Source organism: Ruminococcus sp. (assembly GCF_024691275.1).
Lineage (GTDB): Bacteria > Bacillota > Clostridia > Oscillospirales > Ruminococcaceae > Ruminococcus.
In genome coordinates, this window is record NZ_JAILNU010000082.1 from 1 (window position 1) to 20,586 (window position 20,586).

General features: G+C 46.4%; 18 protein-coding genes. 7 read left to right on the forward strand and 11 right to left on the reverse strand.

Annotated features, from left to right (window positions below; genetic code table 11):
• The 5 genes from K6G33_RS09590 to K6G33_RS09610 form a co-directional block, all read right to left on the reverse strand.
• Positions 1–687: hypothetical protein (locus K6G33_RS09590; RefSeq protein ID WP_296778802.1), on the reverse strand; the 687-nt coding region annotated here is incomplete at its 3' end.
• Positions 688–801: 114 nt separating this feature from the next.
• The gene (locus K6G33_RS09595) at positions 802–1,074 is read right to left on the reverse strand and encodes a hypothetical protein (protein ID WP_296778804.1); all 273 of its coding nucleotides are present in this window, start codon (positions 1,072–1,074) and stop codon (positions 802–804) included.
• A gap of 12 nt (positions 1,075–1,086) precedes the next feature.
• On the reverse strand, positions 1,087–1,926 hold the full coding sequence (locus K6G33_RS09600; protein ID WP_296778806.1) for a hypothetical protein: 840 nt from the start codon (positions 1,924–1,926) through the stop codon (positions 1,087–1,089).
• 198 nt (positions 1,927–2,124) lie between these two features.
• Positions 2,125–3,303 carry an iron-containing alcohol dehydrogenase gene (locus tag K6G33_RS09605; RefSeq protein ID WP_296778807.1) on the reverse strand — a complete coding sequence of 393 codons (1,179 nt, stop codon included), beginning with the start codon at positions 3,301–3,303 and terminating at the stop codon, positions 2,125–2,127.
• Positions 3,304–3,372: 69 nt separating this feature from the next.
• Positions 3,373–4,389 carry an SDR family oxidoreductase gene (locus K6G33_RS09610; RefSeq protein WP_296778809.1) on the reverse strand — a complete coding sequence of 339 codons (1,017 nt, stop codon included), beginning with the start codon at positions 4,387–4,389 and terminating at the stop codon, positions 3,373–3,375.
• A gap of 292 nt (positions 4,390–4,681) precedes the next feature.
• On the opposite strand from K6G33_RS09610, the gene K6G33_RS09615 reads away from it, so the two are divergent.
• Positions 4,682–5,245 carry a sigma-70 family RNA polymerase sigma factor gene (locus tag K6G33_RS09615; RefSeq protein ID WP_296778811.1) on the forward strand — a complete coding sequence of 188 codons (564 nt, stop codon included), beginning with the start codon at positions 4,682–4,684 and terminating at the stop codon, positions 5,243–5,245.
• A gap of 12 nt (positions 5,246–5,257) precedes the next feature.
• Complete coding sequence (locus K6G33_RS09620; RefSeq protein WP_296778814.1) at positions 5,258–6,529, forward strand: hypothetical protein; 1,272 nt, start codon at positions 5,258–5,260, stop codon at positions 6,527–6,529.
• Positions 6,530–6,565: 36 nt separating this feature from the next.
• Here K6G33_RS09620 and K6G33_RS09625 read toward each other — a convergent pair whose 3' ends face one another.
• The 6 genes from K6G33_RS09625 to trmB all read right to left on the reverse strand — a co-directional run bounded on the left by K6G33_RS09625 (position 6,566) and on the right by trmB (position 12,534).
• Positions 6,566–8,140 carry a tetratricopeptide repeat protein gene (locus K6G33_RS09625; protein ID WP_296778816.1) on the reverse strand — a complete coding sequence of 525 codons (1,575 nt, stop codon included), beginning with the start codon at positions 8,138–8,140 and terminating at the stop codon, positions 6,566–6,568.
• A gap of 76 nt (positions 8,141–8,216) precedes the next feature.
• A complete protein-coding gene (locus K6G33_RS09630) occupies positions 8,217–9,011 on the reverse strand; it encodes a hypothetical protein (RefSeq protein ID WP_296778820.1) in 795 nt (264 codons plus the stop codon).
• A gap of 115 nt (positions 9,012–9,126) precedes the next feature.
• Positions 9,127–10,269, reverse strand: a complete 1,143-nt coding sequence (locus K6G33_RS09635) for a leucine-rich repeat domain-containing protein (RefSeq protein ID WP_296778822.1) — start codon at positions 10,267–10,269, stop codon at positions 9,127–9,129.
• Positions 10,270–10,442: 173 nt separating this feature from the next.
• Complete coding sequence (locus K6G33_RS09640) at positions 10,443–11,432, reverse strand: diaminopimelate dehydrogenase (RefSeq protein ID WP_296778824.1); 990 nt, start codon at positions 11,430–11,432, stop codon at positions 10,443–10,445.
• A 227-nt stretch (positions 11,433–11,659) separates the two neighbouring features.
• Positions 11,660–11,869 (reverse strand): hypothetical protein, encoded by a 210-nt coding sequence (locus K6G33_RS09645; RefSeq protein ID WP_296778826.1) that lies wholly within the window; start codon positions 11,867–11,869, stop codon positions 11,660–11,662.
• On the reverse strand, positions 11,869–12,534 hold the full coding sequence (trmB, locus tag K6G33_RS09650) for a tRNA (guanosine(46)-N7)-methyltransferase TrmB (protein ID WP_296778829.1): 666 nt from the start codon (positions 12,532–12,534) through the stop codon (positions 11,869–11,871). The genes K6G33_RS09645 and trmB overlap by 1 nt, the downstream gene beginning before the upstream one ends.
• A gap of 385 nt (positions 12,535–12,919) precedes the next feature.
• Between trmB and pyrR the strand changes: the two genes are divergently transcribed.
• The 5 genes from pyrR (at position 12,920) to carB (ending at position 20,414) form a co-directional block, all read left to right on the forward strand.
• Positions 12,920–13,441 carry a bifunctional pyr operon transcriptional regulator/uracil phosphoribosyltransferase PyrR gene (pyrR, locus tag K6G33_RS09655; protein ID WP_296778831.1) on the forward strand — a complete coding sequence of 174 codons (522 nt, stop codon included), beginning with the start codon at positions 12,920–12,922 and terminating at the stop codon, positions 13,439–13,441.
• Between the two features lie 28 nt (positions 13,442–13,469).
• Positions 13,470–14,738, forward strand: coding sequence for a dihydroorotase (locus K6G33_RS09660; RefSeq protein WP_296778840.1), 1,269 nt, complete (start codon positions 13,470–13,472; stop codon positions 14,736–14,738).
• An 18-nt stretch (positions 14,739–14,756) separates the two neighbouring features.
• Positions 14,757–15,683 (forward strand): orotidine-5'-phosphate decarboxylase, encoded by a 927-nt coding sequence (gene pyrF, locus K6G33_RS09665; RefSeq protein WP_296778833.1) that lies wholly within the window; start codon positions 14,757–14,759, stop codon positions 15,681–15,683.
• A 330-nt stretch (positions 15,684–16,013) separates the two neighbouring features.
• On the forward strand, positions 16,014–17,114 hold the full coding sequence (locus K6G33_RS09670) for a carbamoyl phosphate synthase small subunit (protein WP_173449102.1): 1,101 nt from the start codon (positions 16,014–16,016) through the stop codon (positions 17,112–17,114).
• Positions 17,115–17,222: 108 nt separating this feature from the next.
• Complete coding sequence (gene carB, locus K6G33_RS09675) at positions 17,223–20,414, forward strand: carbamoyl-phosphate synthase large subunit (RefSeq protein ID WP_296778837.1); 3,192 nt, start codon at positions 17,223–17,225, stop codon at positions 20,412–20,414.
• The last annotated feature ends 172 nt before the right edge of the window (positions 20,415–20,586 follow it).

Below are 20,586 nucleotides of genomic sequence, written 5' to 3' on the forward strand. Positions count from 1 at the left end.
TTGTGTAACATCCATATCCTTGACTATATTGATTCTATGACGTCCGTCCAATTTATGCTCATAAAGCCATTTAGCATAATTAACAGCAAATTCTTCCACCTGATCTGCATTACAGATGTCTTCATTTACAAATATAATGTCTGAAACGCCGAGCTTCCACTGGAAATCCCCATCTACCACCTCATTTTTCTTAATATCGCAGGCGTTGACTTTGAAAAAAGCAATCACCTGGTCTGAATCGAAATAATCCTTCATAAAATCATTTGCCATTTCTTCTGCATAGTCAACGATTGATCTGTCAGAATAATCGTCAGTAAATCCGTCTTTATCAGCCTTGACTGTAACGGTGTTTCTGCCGTAATCATTGCCTAATAAGCGCGGATAAGCATACAGCGTTTCCGTCTGATTTGCCGCAGGCTCAAGGTATCCTGCGTAAATGAACTCTTCATTGTACTTTTCGTTGAGATAAGTTATCATTTCATAGATACGTTGAATTGATTTTAGCTGAGAATCAGTCAGTTCGTCGGCTTCTGTGGGAAGTCCCTCTGCTGCAAGCACTTCCTTCTGCCAGTCGTTGAGTAGTTCTGTCTGTGTTGTCGGTTTTGTTTGTGTTGCTGTTTTGCCGCATGAACCAAGACATATTACAGCCATGATTGTTGCAACAAATAGTGTGATTAGTTTTTTCACGATTGTTCCTCCTAATATAATTATTCTTCTATATTATATATGATTTTCACCTGAATGACAAGATGACATCTGTAATAAAAAAAGTGACATTTGTCACTTCATCACTTTATCATATTAGCAAGTAATTATCTTAGCCCATTCCACGCCGCTTATATCCGCATCGCATATAGATTCGGGATATGCCATTAAGCGCAATATGGCTTCATCATCAAAATCTTCTAAAATATACATAATAGCTCTATCTTCATGATTATTGCTATTTATTTTAGAAAAGGTTCTGTTTATCCCTGCTTTTTCTGCAACCATTTCATCGAGATATGTAAGCTGTTCGATCATACATAACTCTTCATCTGTCAGTTTATCAACATATTCACCATTTAAAAACATAATTTTCTCCTTTTAGTTATACTTAGAAAAGAAATCGTCTATAGCGTAATTATTTCCTGTTCTTTTACCATTTAAATGATCATCTTGAAGTACTTTTCTTTTGAGAGAATCGAACGCCATGCTATAATATCCTAAATAATTATCATAATCATAGACATCCGATATTTCTCCGTACGTTATTTGAGTTATATCCATATCTTTAACTATATTGATCCTATGACGTCCATCTAATTCATGCTCATAAAGCCATTTAGCATAGTTTACGGCAAATTCTTCTATCTGCTCAGCATTGCAAATGTCTTCATTTACAAAAATGATATCAGAAACGCCGAGTTTCCACTGGAAATCTCCGTCTATCACCTCATTTTTCTTAATATCGCAGGCATTGACTTTGAAAAAAGCAATCACCTGGTCTGAATCGAAATAATCCTTCATAAAGTCATTTGCCATTTCTTCTGCATAGTCAACGATTGATCTGTCGCTGTAATCATCGGTAAATCCGTCCTTTGTTGTCTTTACAGTAACGGTATTCCTGCCATAATCCGCCCCCAACAGCCTCGGATATGCATACAGCGTCTCAGTCTGATTTGCCTCAGGCTCAAGGTATCCCGCATAGATGAATTCCTCATTATACTTTTCGTTGAGATAAGTTATCATCTCGTAAATACGCTGAATTGATTTTAGCTGAGAATCAGTCAGTTCGTCGGCTTCTGTGGGAAGTCCCTCTGCCGCAAGCACTTCTTTCTGCCAGTCGTTCAGTACTGCTGTTTTGTCTGTTTGTGCTTTTACACATGAACTTAGACACACAACAGTTGAAACAGCGGCAGTAAGTAGTGTGATAGTTTTTTTCATGGTTTTAGCCCCCTTGTTATCCCTGTTTTCTATATTATATATAGTTAGAGTATAAATATCAAGATGATGAATGTAACATTTAAAGTGACATTTGTCACTTCTTGTTATTAAAGCAGCGTGAGAGAAAATGCATAAAAAATCTCCGAAGGAAATTCCATCGGAGATTCAGTGAATATCATTTTATTGTTAAGAATGTTTTTATTCTGCATGAGCAGCTATCCTGTAGATAGTTGCAACGTCCTGTGAAGTAAGATGAACGAAACCGCCTGTCTTGCCGTCGCCGAGACCTAATTTCTTGACGAGTTTAGGGATATCGTCCTCACTTGCGCCGAGCTGGTCGAAGTTGATAGGCATACCGATACTCTGGAGGAAGCTGCGGAAGCAGGCGATACCCTCAAGAGCGGTCTGGTCAGGGAACTCGAAGTTCATCTGACATCCCCATACACGTACAGCAAGCTGTGCAAATCTCATAACATCATGTTTGTATACGAACTCCATCCATGCAGGCATGATAACAGCAAGTCCTGCACCGTGAGCGCAGTCGTACATAGCCGACAGCTCATGCTCGATGGCGTGGCTGTTCCAGTCCTGAGTTCTTCCGACGCCGACGATATCGTTATGAGCGACTGTACCTGCCCACATTATATTCGCTCTTGCGTCGTAGTTGTCAGGCTGAGCGATAGCGCGGGGAGTTTCCTTTATCATAGTAAGGAGTACAGCCTCGCAGAGACGGTCGGTTATCTCGACCTCGCGGGTGTTGGTGAAGTAGCGCTCGAATACGTGAGCCATAATATCTGTAGCACCGCAGGCTGTCTGATAAGCGGGCAGAGTGCAGGTAAGTTCGGGATTGAGGATAGAGAAGCGCGGACGGAGCAGGTCAGAGCCGACATCACGTTTAAGGCTGCCTTCCTCCTTTGTGACAACAGACGCGCCCGAGCCTTCACTTCCTGCGGCTGCTATAGTGAGGACAGTGCCTATCGGCAGAGCCTTTTCAACTACCTTGCCTGTGCCGTAGAAGTCCCAGAAGTCGCCGTCATAAGGAACGCCGAGAGCGATAGCCTTTGAAGAATCTATACTTGAACCGCCGCCGACAGAGAGGATAAAGTCAACACCCTCATTGCGGCAAAGCTCGATGCCCTCATAGATAAGAGTGTCACGCGGATTAGGTTTAACGCCGCCGAGCTCTGTGTAAGCTATACCGCATTCGTCAAGAGAAGCCTTTACGCGGTCAAGAAGACCTGATTTTACAGCTGAATTCGAGCCGTAGTGGATAAGAACCTTAGTACCGCCGTACTTTTTGACCATTTCGCCTGCCTTAGATTCTGTATCTCTACCGAAGATGAACTCTGTCGGACTGTAGAACTGAAAATTATCCATAAAAAATATTCCTCCCTTTAAATAATGTTTATTACGGCTCAGCCGATTATTTGACACATATATAACGTATCATGATCTGAAAAAATCTCTGGCTTTTTCCATAGTTTCTGCGATCTTATCGCACCAGCGATCAAACTCATCATCGTCGTTCTGACATTCCTTATGTGCGAGTATGTATCTCACCGTAGCTCTTATACCCTGATCTGCGCGAACTGTAGCCGTGAATTCGGGGACAGCACGTTTGATCTTTGAGTTGTCAAAGATGACGGTATTTGCCTTATCACCGATAAGAGTTCCCATGAAGTCATACGGCCCGACGGCGCACAGCCAGTCTGACGGAACATGGCAGGCATTCAGCTTTACTCCCAGCTCATCGGCAATAATGGAGTATATCTGATCCCACGTAATGCTCTCATCGGAGGTTATGTGGAAAGCCTGACCGACAGCGTGGATATTTCCCACAAGACCGGCATAAGCCTTGGCGAAGTCGCTGTTGTGGGTAATAGTCCAGAGAGAAGAACCGTCGCCGTGTATGATAACGGGTTTGCCCTGCATAATACGCTTTACGACCTGCCAGCTGCCCTTGTCACCGTGTACTCCCAGCGGCACAGACCTTTCATCGTAGGTGTGACTGGGACGGACGATAGTGACAGGGAAGCCGTTTTCGCGGTAATTCTTCATAAGAAGCTCTTCGCAGGCTATCTTATCGCGCGAGTACTGCCAGTAAGGATTTGAAAGAGGAGTACTTTCAGTGATAACACAGTCTGAGAGCGGTTTCTGATAAGCAGAAGCCGAGCTTATATAGATGTATTGTTTGGTTTTGCCGCTGAAAAGGCGGATATCTCTCTCCACCTGAGCGGGTACGAAGCCGATAAACTGACCAACGCAGTCAAAGCTCATACCGTTAAGTTTTTGGGCAGCGGTTTTTTCGTCGGATATATCACATTGTATAGTGCGAACATTTTCGGGGATAATGTTGTTTCTGCTGCCGCGGTTGAGCAGGAAAACATCGTGTCCCTGTTCAGACAGCAGTCTGGTGACAGCCATACTAATAGTACCTGTGCCACCGATAAGCAGTATCTTCATGATTTGTTCACCTCGTTCAGTGATTTTTGTTCAATACGTTCAATAATATGTCAAATATATTATAACATACAATGCAGCATAAATCAACAATTAATTGTAAATATTTTGGAACTGCCAACTTGAAAAAGGCTTAAAATAAAAAAACTTGAGAAAAAATAAAAAAAATGATAGAATGTTGTTACACTTGTGAGTTACGTTGCGTTACTATAGGTGAAGACGAATTCGATCTTAAAACTGATCCCCGCGGGAAAGCTTCCGCGAAGATCGGTTTGGAAAATAAAGGAGAAAGCATATGACCGACAATGAGATACTCTGTCTGATGCGTGAAGCACCGCCGAATGGACAGCGGGCACTTTTCGATAAATACTACAACTATGTATATTCAATAGTCAACAGGATAATAAGCGGCTTTGGCAGTCCTGATGATTCTGATGAATGTGTGATTGATGTGTTTGCATCTCTTATGATGAAGATGACTCCTGATGAGAACATGACATCACTGAAATCGTACATAGGAGCAGTTGCACGTAATACGGCGATAGGTATGCGCCGGTCACTTGCTTCAAAAACAGGACGCAATATTTCCGCAGACGATGAAGAGATGGCTGAAATAGTCGGAGATGAAAATATCGAGGAATCTGCTGACAAATCTGAGCTTTCAAAGATACTGCTCGATAAGATAGGCGAGATCGGACCGCCTGATTCAATAATCATTATCGAGAAGTATTATTACGATAAAAGCTCTAAGGAGATAGCGGAAAAGCTTGGTATGAATGCAGCAGCAGTACGTGTTCGCTGCGGACGAGCTATGAAACGGCTGAAAAAGCTCCTTGACGATACCGGTATCACATTATAAAGGAGGCAGAATATGAATAGCAGGAAAAAAATAGTTGATACTTTGAAAAAAGCGGATAAAGCGTCTGTTGAAAAATTTTTGGCAGAGGAATCAAAGAAGAACGAGATATTTGAAAAAGCCAGACGCAGAGCAAATATCGAAAAAAACGAATACACCGATGTAGTAAATGGTGTGGAAAAATATGAAAGAAGGATCAGTATGACAAGAATAGCAAGTATAGCTGCAGCAGCAGTAATAATGGCAGGAAGCATTGGCGGAGGCGCATACCTCTTCGGAAACAATAAGAACATCGAGCCTGACGGCAATTCAAACAAGGCTTCACTTACAACAGAGAGTTCTACATCAGATGAGGAGCTCAGCACAACATATGTATCATCTAAGGCAAATGCAACAACAAAGGTATCTGTCGGCAGCACAACAGTTGTAAGCACAGTTACCACAGCAGTTTCAGCTGCTGCAAATAATGCTGTTACAGTTACAGGAACAAATGCAGCTGTTTCGGGCGGAGATAATGTTCAGACTTCCAACTGGAGCGTTTCCAAGGAAGAACTCCTCAATAGAATGATAAATTCAAGAAATAACTACGATAAGTTTTCAAGTGACTTCACTATGACAGACGATTCAAAGGTGGAGTGGGATCCTTACGGAAATAAATGGACAGGTTCTGTATATTTTGACAGAACAACAGGAAGAGCATGGTGCATTTCAGATGAATTCTTCCTTGCAAACGGCGAAAAGGAGAGAACTGATATAGCTTATGTTTCAGGCGCATACAGATTAGCAGGCACTGAATACTGTTCTCATGCTGAATATGACCATAATACATTATCATTCAAAATAGTAAATGATGAACCCGCTGATAAGAAATATATCGTTTCAGAAGCTATAGATTACAAGGGCTGCGGATTCCTCAATAACCTTGTTTTCACAGGTATTGATGACAGGAAGATCGAGGATACAAGCTACTGGAACATAACAGGTGAACGCAATGAGAACGGCAGAAAGATAATCACTATCTCGGGAAGCTACGGTTCATCTGAAAATTACAGAGGCGAATATGAGGAACACAGCTTTATTGTTGATGTTGATGCAGAAACAGGTATCTGGCTCAATATGAACTTTAACAATCTGACAAACGGTACTCACAGAGTATATACATCTGTCAATTACAAGTTTGGAAATGATGCTGAATCACCTATCACTCCTGACGAGTTAAGAGAGCTTCTCGACAGAGAAGGCTATGTAAACGATCTTACAGATACTGATGTAAGCATGATAAAATGACAAACGAAAAAGGACTTCCTGATGGAAGTCCTTTTTTCATATCTTATCGTAGTCAATATCGTACTGGTCAGCGTAATAGTGGGCTTTTGCGTCGTTTACGGCGAGATACTCGCCGCCGTATTTATAGCAGGCTGCGAGGAGCTCGGCGGCTTCCTTGTCGCCCGATACAGCAGCCTTTGCGAATTGTTCGGCAGCCACGGCAAAATTCTTAGCCGTACCCGTACCGTTGACATAGCAGTATCCCAGAGCCTTCTGAGCGGGAGCGTGTCTCTGTGCCGCAGCAAGCTCGAACATTTCCTTTGCGGTTATGGGGTCCTGAGCAGTGCCGATGCCGTCGCGGAGGCACCAGCCGTAGGAGTACTGTCCGTCGGGGTCGCCCTGTTCAGCCGATGACTTGTACCAGTGTACAGCTTCGGACAGATTTTTTGCGATGCCCATGCCCTTGAAGCAGCATTCTCCGTAGTTGTACTGAGCCTTTGCATGACCGCTTTCAGCAGCTTTTTTGTAGTATTTTGCCGCAATGTTCTGGTCACGGACGGTACCTTCTCCGCGCATACAGCAGCCTGCCAGATTGTTCAGGGCATCAAGGTCACCGTTATCGGCGGCTTTTTTGTAGTATACGGCAGCAGTTATCCTGTCAACGGGAACACCGATGCCGTGCTGATAGCAGTAGGCAAGATTGTATAACGCAGGGGGATAATCCTTTTCGGCAGCTTTTTTGAACCATTGAATGGCCTTTTCAGGGGAATGCTCTATGCCTGTGCCGTGGAGGTACATATTTCCCAGTCTGAACTGCGACTTCAGGTCGCCGTCCTGAGCATTCTTCATGATATCGTTTGGAGTTCCGCTGCTTATGGTGATATTATAGCGTTTTGAGTAGAACTCGGCGCGGGCGGGATCGGGGAACAGACCGTTGCCGCCTTTCAGATAGCAGCGTATAAGAGCCTTCTGTGAATCGTAGTCGCCCTGTTCGGCTGCCTGTTCGTAGCGGAAGGCAGCTTTTGCGACATTTCGTTCCGTGCCCTGACCGAGGTAGTAGCAGTCCGCCAGCTTTTTCTGCGAGCTGCAATCGCCGCGGTCTGATGACTGGATATACCATTTTACGGCTTTGGAGTAGTCCTGTTTTACGCCTCTGCCGTAGAAGAAGCACTCGCCGAGGTTGAAGCAGGCGTCGTTATCGCCGTTCTGGGCGCGTTTGAAAAGGTCTTCGATGAGCGAAGATGAGCTGCTGTAAGATGGGATATCGCTGTTTTCGTTTTTGTTTTCGGAAGGAGCTTCAAGTGTTATCCAGCCGAGGGCGACAGCGATACTTTTTGAGACAAGCTGAGCTTTTTCGTCGTTGAGGTATTCGCTTATATCCGTAGCAGCTCTCTGAATAATTTTATCAGGGTCGTGGCTGCCCGACATAACGGAATTATGTTCACGAATGAAGATGATGCCGATATTTTCGCTCAGAGCGACAAAGAAAGCCTTATTTTCCTTTGAGAGCTTGGGCGCGAAGTCTGACAGTGCCGCGCAGAAGCGTTTATGTTCACTGAGGATATCTATTCCGAAGCGGTCTATGACCTGTTTGACAGCGGCAGAGCATTCAGCAAGCAGATTATTATCCATAAAGGGAGTCCTCCTGAGAAAATGAGAGTGTTAACAGCGGACCTGTTATTATCAGAAAAGGGCGGAAAACGCCCTCTCAGAAAATATCCATATATGTTATAAGTTCGGCATTCATGACGGTGGTATAAGAAAGATACCATCGGTCGTTGAGTTGTACGAATGCACAGGCATTGCCGATGAAGGAATGCTCCTCATTGCCGTCCTTGTAGTATACATGACCGCAGTCGGAAGCAGCGGGGAAGTTTGTCCCCAGTGTCTTGTTGAAGTCCTTGAGTTCATTTTCGCCGGTAGGCTTGAGAAGATCCTCGGTGAGCGAGAAAGCCCACTGCTCATGGGGAACATCGGATTTACCTGCCATGATGCCGTATATAGCAGCCATTGAGCTTTTGATAGCGTTTACAACGTTTGAGCGTTTGAATACTACTCTTGGGTTCTTGCCGTCAATGAGGTCTGTAGAGCTGAGGTAATTGTGGTAGCCTTCTATCTCCTCATCGCAGAACATATCGTAAACAGCGTCGGCATCGCCTTTGATATAGGCGGTATAGTAAGCCTTAGCAGCATCAAAGCTGCTGCTGAATCCCTTTTGCGGAGCACTTACGGTGGCTTGCATAGTAGTTTCTGCGGCAGTTGCGGAAGTTTCCGCGGACGTGGAAGCAGTAGTTGTGGACGCAGAAGATATTTTTGTTTCGGAAGCGGTCGTTGTCACGGTATCTTCCTTGCTGTCAGCAGTATCGTTGGTCGTGGTCTGAGAAGCTGTAGAGGCTTCTGTTTTTGATGTATCGTCTGATGATTTTTTCTTATCGCAGCCGAAAGCGGCAGCTGACATGGCAGCAGCGGTCAGCGCAGCTGTTATGCGTAAAATAAGCTTCATAAATATCTCCTTATTGACAAGATATTAATATTATAGCTCTAAAAACGCATACAGTCAATAGATAAAAGGGATTTTCAGCAAAAAAGCGGACGGTATATACCGTCCGCACAGAATATCAATAATCTTTTTTCTTGCCGCAGTTTTTGCAGGTTTTGGAGATGAGCTTGAAATCTCCGCCGCAGTAAACGCATTTTCCGGCAGCTTTGCGGCTTGCCACTACAGTTTCGTAGTAAGCTGGGAAATTGGACGCATTTTCCGCAAGATTAGTCCACGAGATATTCAGCAGCTTAGGGCAGTTGTTGAATCCGCCGCTTATTTTCTTGACAGAAGCGGGAATGGATATCTTTTCGAGGTTCACGCAGCCGCTGAAATCGCCGACAGACGAAACGCCGGCGGGAATGTTGAAGGCTCTCAGACCGGTGCAGCCGATAAAACCGTCGATGCTGAGAACGCCGTTGGGAAGCTCGATATTATGCAGTGAAACACAGTTCTGGAATGCAGAAGCGCCTATAGATTTCAGAGTTCTCGGCAGCTCTATCTCGGAAAGTACCGAGCAGTTTGCGAAGGTACACTCCTCGATAAGGGAAACACCTTCGGGAATTGATATTTTTTCGAGATTTTCGCAGCCCGAAAAGGCGTATTTTCCTATCTGAGATACGTATTTAGGAATATTGATCTCCTTCAGGTTCTTGCAGCCTGAGAATGCGAACGAACCGATACCGCCGATAGGTTCGGGCATTTCAACGGAGACAAGATTTGAGCAGTCTGCGAAAAGACAGTCTGCGATATAGCGTATATGAGGAGGAAGTATCACGCTCTGAAGGCTTGTACATCCTCTGAAAGCCCACATATCAATAGTAGTGATGCTGTCTGGGAACTTTATCTCTTCGAGAGCCGTACAGCCTCTGAAAGCATAGCTGCCGATCTCCTCGACCTTTTCGTGTAGAGTTATGTTTTTCAAGGTGGTATTGTTCTCAAAGACGTGGCTTCCTATTTTGCGGACTTCCGCAGGTACAGTGACGCTTTCCGAGCTTCCCTTGTAGCACACGAGAACGCCGTCAGTCACTTCAAAATCTGCGCTTTGCTTCTTGACAGCCTTTACCTTTCTTGAAACTTCCTTATGCTGAGCCTTATATCTGTTTATCGCCTTTATAACGACAAAAGGCGTACTGCAATGAGGGCAGACCCAAGCGTCTTTTTTATTATCGACTTCGACTGTTTTATTACAACTCGTACATATAGCATTAACCATTGCCATAGCTATACCCCCTGATATGTCAGATTTACAATTATATTGTAGCATTTCAGGAGCGAAGTGTCAATAAAATGAGAACAAAAATTACAAATTATACATAAAAAGTTATTATTCTTTGTTATAATTGCATACAAAAAGAGCCGCATAAAGCGACTCTTTTAAGTTAATGATTTGCATTAAAGCATAGAAGCTCTGAGCTCTTCGCCGCTGAGCTTTGAAAGATAAGCAGGAGCGATATCGAAAGCGGTCTTGCAGCCTGTAGCGCCCTCAGCTTTAAGTCTTGCAAGAGCTCTTGCATAGCAGATAAGAACGCTTGCAGTAAATTCAGGGTTTGATTCGAGCTTGAGAGAATATTCGATCATCTGGTGAGTTTTCTCGCCGTCGCCTGTGAGACCGCTTCTCATAACGAAGCCGCCGTGAGGCATCTTGTTGTGCTTAGCATCGAACTCTTCCTCGCTGATGAAGTTTACGGTTGTATCGTACTCATCGAAGTAATTCTTCATAGTCTTGATGTCGTTCTCAATCTTAGCGAGGTCAGCGCCCTCCTCGGGAACTATCCAGCACTCTCTGAGGTGCTTCTGACGAGTTGTGAGTTCAGGCTGGCTTCCGCTGCGGACAGCTTCCATAGCTGATTCTATCGGAACAGTATATTGGATACCTCTCTTAACGCCCTCAACGCGGCGGATAGCGTCTGAGTGACCCTGGCTTACGCCCTTTCCCCAGAAAGTGTAACTCTTGCCGTTGGGGAGAATGGACTCAGCGTAAAGTCTGTTGAGTGAGAAAAGGCCCGGATCCCAGCCAAGTGAGATGAAAGCGAGGTGACCACTTTCCTTTGCAGCCTTGTCAACGTTAGCGAAATGCTCCGGGATACGTGCGTGGGTATCGAAGCTGTCGATAACATTGAAGAGCTTAGCCATTTCGGGAGTCTGCTTAGGAAGGTCTGTAGCGCTTCCGCCGCAGATTATCATAACGTCTATATCATTTGTCATTTTTTCGGCATCGCTTATGCTGTATACCTTAGCGCCTGCTGTGAGGGGCTTTACAGTTGAAGGATCGCGGCGGGTGAAGATACCTGCCAGCTCCATATCATCATTCTGACGGATAGCGAGTTCTACGCCTCTGCCGAGGTTGCCGTAGCCTGAAATACCTATTCTAACTTTTCCCATTTGGAAATACCTCCTTTGAATTGACGCGCTCGCCATTGAGCACGAACTATAGAACATTATAGCATCTTTTTTCAGAGTTGTAAAGCATTAAATCAAAAAACAGTGAAACTGATTTTGATTCAGTTGAGAGTTATAAACCAATGTAGGGAACACCGCCTCTGCGTTCCGATTGTTGTGTGATATGCTGCGCGGAGCGGCAGGAGCGCGGGCGAAAGATCCCACACCTGCTACTTTCTCTTTTTCTTGGCTTTGTGTTTGAGAAGAACGAGTCCTGTGAGTGCGGCGGCTTTTACAGCTGACTTAGCAACATTTTTCGGGTCGATCTTAGTGCGGATATTCTGCGGAACTTCCTCTGTGACGCTGAGGTCGCCCACGCCTGCGGTTTTCATAGAACCGCCTTCGATATGTATACCGCGGAAATCTTTCTTAAAGTCCATTACTGCTCCTCCCTTACAGGTTCGGCGATGAGGAATTTTATTTTCTTGCCCTCCTCGGTGAACATTTTCTCATGCTCGGTCACGAAATTCTCATAGGGACTTTCTGCGTGAAGGTCGTAGGTCTTGTATTTTATCCTGAATCCAGCCTCCTTGAAGTACTCGAAGGACTCCTCAAAAAGCTCGTCGTCGTCGGTCTTGAACCAGAGTTCGCCGCGTAGGAACTTCTTATAGTTTACCAGCTGGCGTGTATGAGTGAGGCGGCGCTTCTTGTGCTTGCCCTTTGGCCACGGATTGCAGAAATTAATGTAGATACGGTCAGCGCGGTCATTTTCGTCCCATGCGAGCTCAAGGCGCTCGATGTTCTGGATAGCTATGCGCACGTTGTCGGGCTGAGTGCCTTTCTCGGCGTAAGCGGCTTCAAGCTTTCGTTTAGCGAGAACGAGCATTTCGTTCTTGATATCCATAGCGATAAAGTTGACCTCAGGGTGGGCAGGAGCGGCCTGTGAAATGAAACCGCCCTTTCCGCAGCCGAGCTCCACATACAGTGGTTTGTCGGGCTGATCGAAAAGGTCTTTCCAGTGACCGATCTGCTTCTGGGGTTCATGTATGTAAAAGGGACAAGCCTCAAGTTCGGGCTTTGCCCATGGTTTATGACGAATTCTCATATTATACCTCCGAAATCATACTGATTTATATTATAACATATAATGTTCAAAATAGCAATATCGGAAATGAGTAATTAGTTTTCAGCGGAAGTCGTTCTCGACGTTCCGTGCAGATGCGATGAGCTGTTTTGCCGGCAACGGAACGCAGCCCTTGCGGGCTTGGTTCTGTTAATTAGTAAATAAATAATTATAATATGAAATTACTGGACAAAGTTTCACATATATGATATAATAGATATGTTAATTGGAAACTACCCTTTAATTCGATCCCGTGAGGTCGGCAAGGTGCGTTCGTAAATACTGAATATAACTATAACCATAGCTATAACTGTAAGTATGCTCCCTGCCGCGCGGGGAGCATTTTTGTTTGAAAGGAGCGCGATATATGGAGACAAAGCGCGTTATCATGGACGATAAGGCAGTCGCAAGAGCTATCGCACGAATTTCCTATGAGATAATCGAGCATAACAAAGGAACGGACGATCTCTGTATCGTAGGCATTTTTTCAAGGGGAGTCCCCCTCGGAAAGCGTATTGCCGACAAGCTCTCGGAACTCGAAAAGAACACCGTGCCGTTCGGCGCACTTGATATCACGCCCTACCGTGATGACAGCAAGTCCGACGGTGAAGCCGAAAAGACCGATATCCCTTTTGATATCACCGATAAGAACGTGGTCATCGTTGACGATGTCATTTTCACGGGAAGAAGCTCTCGTGCGGCAATAGATGCTCTGATAAAGCGCGGCAGACCGCGTTCCATACAGCTTGCTGTGCTGGTGGACAGAGGTCACAGGGAGCTTCCCATACGTCCTGATTATGTAGGAAAGAATCTCCCCACCTCTCACAGTGAGGTGGTCAAGGTCTCTGCCATGGAGATAGACGGCAGCGATGGAGTTGCAATATACTGAATATTCCACTAACGAAAGCGAGGTAAATATGTCATCTATCCTGATAAAGAATATCCGTGCGGTCGATACTGAAACGGATACCACAACAGATGTGTTCATTAACAACGGAAAAATAGAAAAACTGGGCGCTGGCATCACGGAAGCGGCAGACAAGGTCATAGACGGAACAGGGCTGGTACTGATGCCGTCCATATTTGATATGCACGTACATCTCCGCGATCCCGGTTACACTCACAAGGAGGACGTTCTGACAGCCTGTGCGGCAGCTCTGGCAGGCGGTGTTACAGGAGTTCTTGCAATGCCGAATACAAATCCCCCCTGCGATAACCCTGAGACTATCCGATATATAAGGGATAAGGCAAAGGATACGGGAGTTGATGTGTATCCCGTTGGCTGCATAACAGGCGGAATGAGCGGAAACGGTCTCTGCGACTACGAAGCCCTCAAGGCTGCGGGCTGCATATGCATATCCGACGACGGCAGACCTGTTGAGAATGCCGAGAATATGAGAAAGGCACTGGAGTTTTCAAATGAAAACGGACTGCTGGTGGCTTCTCACTGCGAGGATCTGAGCATTATAAACGGAGGCATCATGAACAAGGGCGAGACCTCCGAAAAGCTTGGTGTCAAGGGTATGGACAGAGCCTCGGAGGACTACATCACAGCCCGCGAGATGATACTTGCATCATCTGTGAACGCAAGGATACACATATGCCACGTTTCCACAGAGGGAAGCGCAGCTATGATACGCTTTGCGAAATCACGCGGAGTGAAGGTGACCTGCGAGACTGCGCCCCATTACTTCATGCTGACCGACAAGCTCCTTGAAAAGCGTGATGCGGACTACAGAATGAATCCGCCGCTCAGGACTCCCGAGGACGTAAGAGCTATAATAGAAAGCGTGAAGGACGGCACTATCGACTGCATAATCACCGACCATGCGCCTCATGCAGCCGAGGAGAAAGCAAACTTTGAGAAGGCTCCCAACGGTGTTGTGGGGCTGGAAACATCTCTTGCGGCAACGCTGACATCTCTCTATCACACAGGTGAGATCGACCTCCACAGAGTTGTGGAGCTCATGTGCGTGAATCCCCGTAAGATACTGGGACTTGATATACCGTGCATAAAAGAGGGAAGCACAGCCGATCTTCTGATAGCTGACATAAATAAGAAATGGACAGTTGAACCCGAAAAGCTTCATTCAAAGTCACATAATTCCGTGTTCAAGGGCATGGAGCTCACAGGAAAGCCCCTTGTTACCATATCAAAGGGCGAGATAAGATACAATGCACTGTAATATTAAGGAGGAAATGATATGTCATTTGACAGACTTATTGAAAAAATAATCGAACTTAAAAACCCTACAGTGGTAGGACTTGACCCTAAGCTGGAGTACGTGCCTGAGTTCATTCAGCGCCGCTATCTCGACAGCGACGGCTGGACATTAAAGGCAGCTGCAAAGGCTATATTCGACTTCAATCAGGCTATCATCGACGAGATACACGATATCGTTCCTGCTATCAAGCCGCAGGCTGCATACTACGAGATGTACGGTCACTACGGTATCAGAACTCTCGAAAAGACTATCCGCTATGCAAAGCTCAACGGTATGTTCGTAATGACAGACGGCAAGAGAAATGATATCGGAGCTACTATGGAAGCTTATTCAAATGCACACCTCGGCGCAACATCTGTCGGAGAGAATCAGCTCGAAGCCTTCGGTGCAGATGCTCTCACAGTAAACGGCTACCTCGGCACAGACGGTATAGAGCCGCTCCTCAAGGTATGCCGCGAGCGTGACAAGGGCATCTATGTCCTCGTAAAGACTTCCAACCCTTCATCGGGTGAGCTTCAGGATATGAAGCTTGCCGACGGACGCACTATCTACGAGTGCATGGGCGATATGTGCGAGAAGTGGGGCGAGGATACACGCGGAAAGTACGGCTACTCCGCAGTAGGCGCAGTTGTAGGTGCTACATATCCCGAAATGCTTACTGAGCTGAGAAAGAGACTTCCGCATACTATGTTCCTTGTTCCCGGCTACGGCGCACAGGGTGGCGGAGCAGAAGGCTTGAAGGGCGGTTTTGACGAGAACGGTCTGGGAGCTATAGTAAACTCATCACGCGCAGTAATGTGTGCATACAAGAAGGAAGGCTGCGACGAGAGAGACTTCGCAAAGGCTTCACGCCGCGAGGTTATCCGCATGAGAGATGATATCTGTCAGTACATCAACTTGAAGTGAGTAGTGAGTAGAAAGTAGTAGGGGCTGATGTCCGCATCAGCCCGTGCCTGACACAATAAATAACATGAACCATTTGTAGGGGCGGTGTTCCGCCGCCCGCAAACATACACATGATCTCCGCACAAGCGGACACAGTAATTCCGAATTCCGCATTACGAATTCCGAATTAATAACGCTCTTCCATACAAAGGCGTGTGGAACCGAGTGCAGCACATCATTAGTATACGGTGCCGTAAGAGATGTACGATTATCGGTCATGATAACTGTGAGCGAGTTTACGAGCGGCAGCGTGGTTAGGGAGCGCAGGCACTGCGCAAGGAGGAAAATAAAATGTCATTATTCAACATTGGTGAAAAAGCTTACCTTATGCTTGCCGACGGACAGGTGTTCGAGGGCAGGAGCTTCGGTGCAAAGGGCACTGTTATCGGAGAAGTTGTATTCACCACAGGAGTCACAGGCTATCAGGAAACTCTTACCGACCCGAGTTACTACGGACAGATCGTAACACAGACATTTCCGCTTATCGGAAACTACGGTGTGAACGAGCAGGACAACGAGTCTGCAAAGTCCTATGTATCGGGATATATCGTGCGTGAGTGGTGCAATGCACCGTCGAACTTCCGCTGCGAGGGAAATATCAATGACTTCCTGAAAGAGCATAACATCGTAGGTATCAACAATATCGACACCCGCCGTCTTACACGTACTATCCGCGAAGTCGGTGTAATGAACGGCGTTATCACGACCGAGGACGTTTACGCAAAGAAGGACGAGCTTCTTGAAAAAGTCCGCGCTTTCACAGTCAAGGACGCTGTTAAGACGGTCACAAATACCGAAACTCTTACCTATGAGCCCGAGGAGAAGAAGCTGAAAGTCGCACTGTTCGATTTCGGCTACAAGCGCAATATCAGACAGGAGCTTTTAAAGCGCGGCTGTGAAGTTGTCGTAGTTCCTGCATATACTACAGCTGCCGAGATAAAGGAGCTTGCTCCCGACGGTATCATGTTCTCCAACGGACCCGGAGACCCTGCCGAAAATGTTGAGATAATCGAAAATATCAAGGAGATACAGAAGCTTGGCATACCGATATTCGGCATCTGCCTCGGACATCAGCTCATGGCACTTGCCAACGGCGGAAAGACCGAGAAGCTCAAGTACGGTCACAGAGGTGCGAATCAGCCTGTTATCGACCTTGAAAGCGGTCTTACCTATGTTACCAGCCAGAACCACGGCTATGCAGTAGTCGGCGACAGCATCGACCCGTCAGTAGGTCATGTATCCCACATAAATGCCAACGACAAGACCTGTGAGGGCATACACTATACCTCAGTCAACGCAAGAACGGTCCAGTTCCACCCCGAAGCACACGGCGGTCCGCTGGACACAGCTTACTTGTTTGACGATTTTGTTGAAACAATGAGTAAGAAATAATCCGGTAGGGAACGCCGCCCTCGGCGTTCCTCACAAGTGATATATTTGATGGAACGGCGAGGGCGCCGTTCCCTACAATACTACTTACTTAATTTGGAGGTAATAGAAATGCCACTCAGAAGTGATATAAAAAAGGTACTCGTTATCGGTTCAGGTCCTATCGTTATCGGACAGGCTGCCGAATTTGACTACGCAGGCACACAGGCTTGCCGCGCACTTAAACAGGAAGGACTGGAAGTAGTCCTCGTAAACTCAAACCCTGCTACCATTATGACCGATAAGGCTATGGCAGACAAGGTATATATCGAACCCCTCACACTCGACGTTGTAAAGCGAATAATCGAGATCGAAAAGCCCGACAGCCTTCTCTCCACTCTCGGCGGTCAGACAGGTCTTACCCTGTCCATGCAGCTTGCTGAGGAGGGTTTCCTTGACAGCCACAATGTAAAGCTCCTCGGTGCAGACCCGGAGACTATCCACAAGGCAGAGGACAGACAGGCTTTCAAGGACACTATGGAAAAGATAGGCGAGCCGTGTATCCCGTCAAAGGTCGTTGAGACTGTAGAGGACGCAGTTGACTTCGCACAGGTAATACACTATCCTGTTATCGTTCGTCCTGCATTCACTCTCGGCGGAACAGGCGGCGGTATCGCACAGAATGAGGAGGAGCTCCGCGACATCGCAACAAACGGACTCCGCCTTTCACCGATCACACAGATACTTGTTGAAAAGTGCATCAGCGGCTGGAAGGAGATAGAGTTCGAGGTTATCCGTGACGCAAAGGGCAATGTTATCACCGTTTGCTCAATGGAAAACTTCGACCCTGTAGGCGTTCACACAGGCGACAGTATCGTTATTGCCCCTGCCGTAACTCTCAGCGACAGAGAGTACCAGATGCTTCGTACAGCAGCTATCAATATCATCAAGGAGCTTAAAGTCGAGGGCGGCTGCAACTGTCAGTTCGCACTTCACCCCACAAGCTTTAAGTATGCCGTTATCGAGGTAAACCCAAGAGTTTCCCGTTCATCGGCACTTGCTTCAAAGGCTACGGGTTATCCAATCGCAAAGACCGCAGCGAAAATAGCTATCGGATATACTCTCGACGAGATCATCAATCAGGTAACAGGCAAGACATATGCTTGCTTCGAGCCTGCACTGGATTATGTAGTAATCAAGTTCCCGAAGTGGGCTTTTGATAAGTTTGTTTACGCAAAGCGTACTCTCGGTACACAGATGAAGGCTACAGGCGAGGTAATGGCTATAGGTACCAGCTTTGAGCAGGCAATGATGAAGGCTGTCCGTTCTATCGAGCTTGGACTTGACACCATGAACCTGAAAAAGCTTGAAAAGCTCTCCACAGAGGAGATACGCGAGAAGCTCCATGTTATTGACGACGAGCGTTCGTTCTGCGTATTTGAAGCGCTGAAACGCGGCATCACTCCCGAGGAGATACACGAGATCACTATGATCGACAACTGGTTCCTTTATAAGCTCCTCAATCTTGTAGAGCTGGAAAAGTGGCTTGCAGAGGGCGAGCTCACCGAGGAAAAGTACGACATAGCAAAGCAGTACGGATATCTTGACAGCACTATCGAGCGCCTTTCGGGACAGAAGTGCCCCAAGCACAAGAGTGCGGTATACAAAATGGTTGATACCTGCGCAGGTGAGTTCAAGGCTGAGACACCTTACTTCTACTCTACATTTGACGAGGAGAACGAAGCAAAGCAGTTCATCGAGCGCACCGACAAGGGCAAGAAGAAGGTCATCGTATTCGGTTCAGGTCCTATCCGTATCGGACAGGGCATCGAGTTCGACTACTGTTCGGTACACTGCGTATGGACGCTGAAGGAACTGGGCTATGAAGCAGTTATCTGCAACAACAACCCTGAGACCGTTTCGACCGACTTTGATACAGGCGACCGTCTGTACTTCGACCCGCTCACAAAGGAGGACGTTCAGTCCATTATCGAGACTGAGCAGCCCTACGGCGTTGTGGTACAGTTCGGCGGACAGACCGCTATCAAGCTGACACGTTACCTGTCCGATATGGGAGTTCGTATCCTCGGAACATCTGCTGATATGATAGACGCAGCAGAGGACAGAGAACGTTTCGACGAAGTGCTTGAAAAGTGCGGTATACCGAGACCTGCGGGACATACTGTAATGAACACCGAGGAAGCTCTTGTGGCAGCCAATGATCTTGGCTATCCTGTGCTTCTCCGTCCTTCATACGTTCTCGGCGGACAGAACATGATAATCGCACACTCCGATGCAGACGTAAAGGAGTATATGGGCATTATTATGAGCCATAATATAGAGAATCCTGTACTTATCGACAAGTACATGATGGGTACTGAGGTCGAGGTCGATGCTATCTGTGACGGTGAGGACTTCCTTATCCCTGGTATCATGGAGCATATCGAGCGCGCAGGTGTTCACTCGGGCGACTCTATATCTATCTATCCTGCACAGCATCTTTCAGACCGTATCAAGCGCATAATCGTTGAGTACACAAGGCTTCTCTCCAAGGAGCTCAACGTTATCGGACTTGTAAATATCCAGTACGTTGTATACAACCACGAGGTATTCGTTATCGAGGTAAATCCGCGTTCTTCGAGAACTGTTCCTTACATCAGCAAGGTAACGGGCATACCTATGGTGGATATCGCTACAAAGATAATGTTCGGTGCAAAGCTTAAAGATATGGGCTATGAGAGCGGACTTTATCCTGCTGGCGACTACGTAGCAGTAAAGGTTCCCGTATTCTCATTTGAGAAGCTCACAGACGTTGATACAATGCTGGGACCTGAGATGAAGTCAACAGGAGAGTGTCTCGGCATCGGCAGAAACCTTGAGGACGCACTTCTCAAGGGACTTATCGCAGCAGGCTTCGATCTCAAGCGTGAGGGCGGAGTTCTTATCTCGGTGCGTGACAGCGACAAGCGTGAGATACTTCCTATTGCGGACAAGTTCGAGCGCATGGGCTTTGAGCTTTACGCAACATCGGGCACACAGAGCGTACTCCACAGAAATATGATCGCTGCAAACCTTGTCCGCAAGATATCGGACGGCACGCCGAACGTGGAGACTCTTCTTGACAGCGGCAAGATACACTACGTAATCTCCACTTCCGCAAAGGGACGACTTCCCGAGCGTGACAGCGTTAAGATGAGAAGAAAGTCAATCGAGCGTTCTATCTGTAGTTTAACTGCTGTAGATACGGCGAAATCGCTGGTAAAGGTTCTCGAATCGGGCAGAACTATCAATGATGTGGAATTAGTTGATATCACTAAAATATGATTAGCCGTTAGGTTGTAGGGGCGGATATTATCCGCCCGCAAGCTGCCGACCTTGAAAGGAAATACTATGTACGATGTTGTTATAGTAATTTTGATAGGAATTGTTTCGATTTTCCTTCTTGTAAGGCGTATAATAAACGATCATAGAAAATCACAGATCAAGGAAAAGAGAT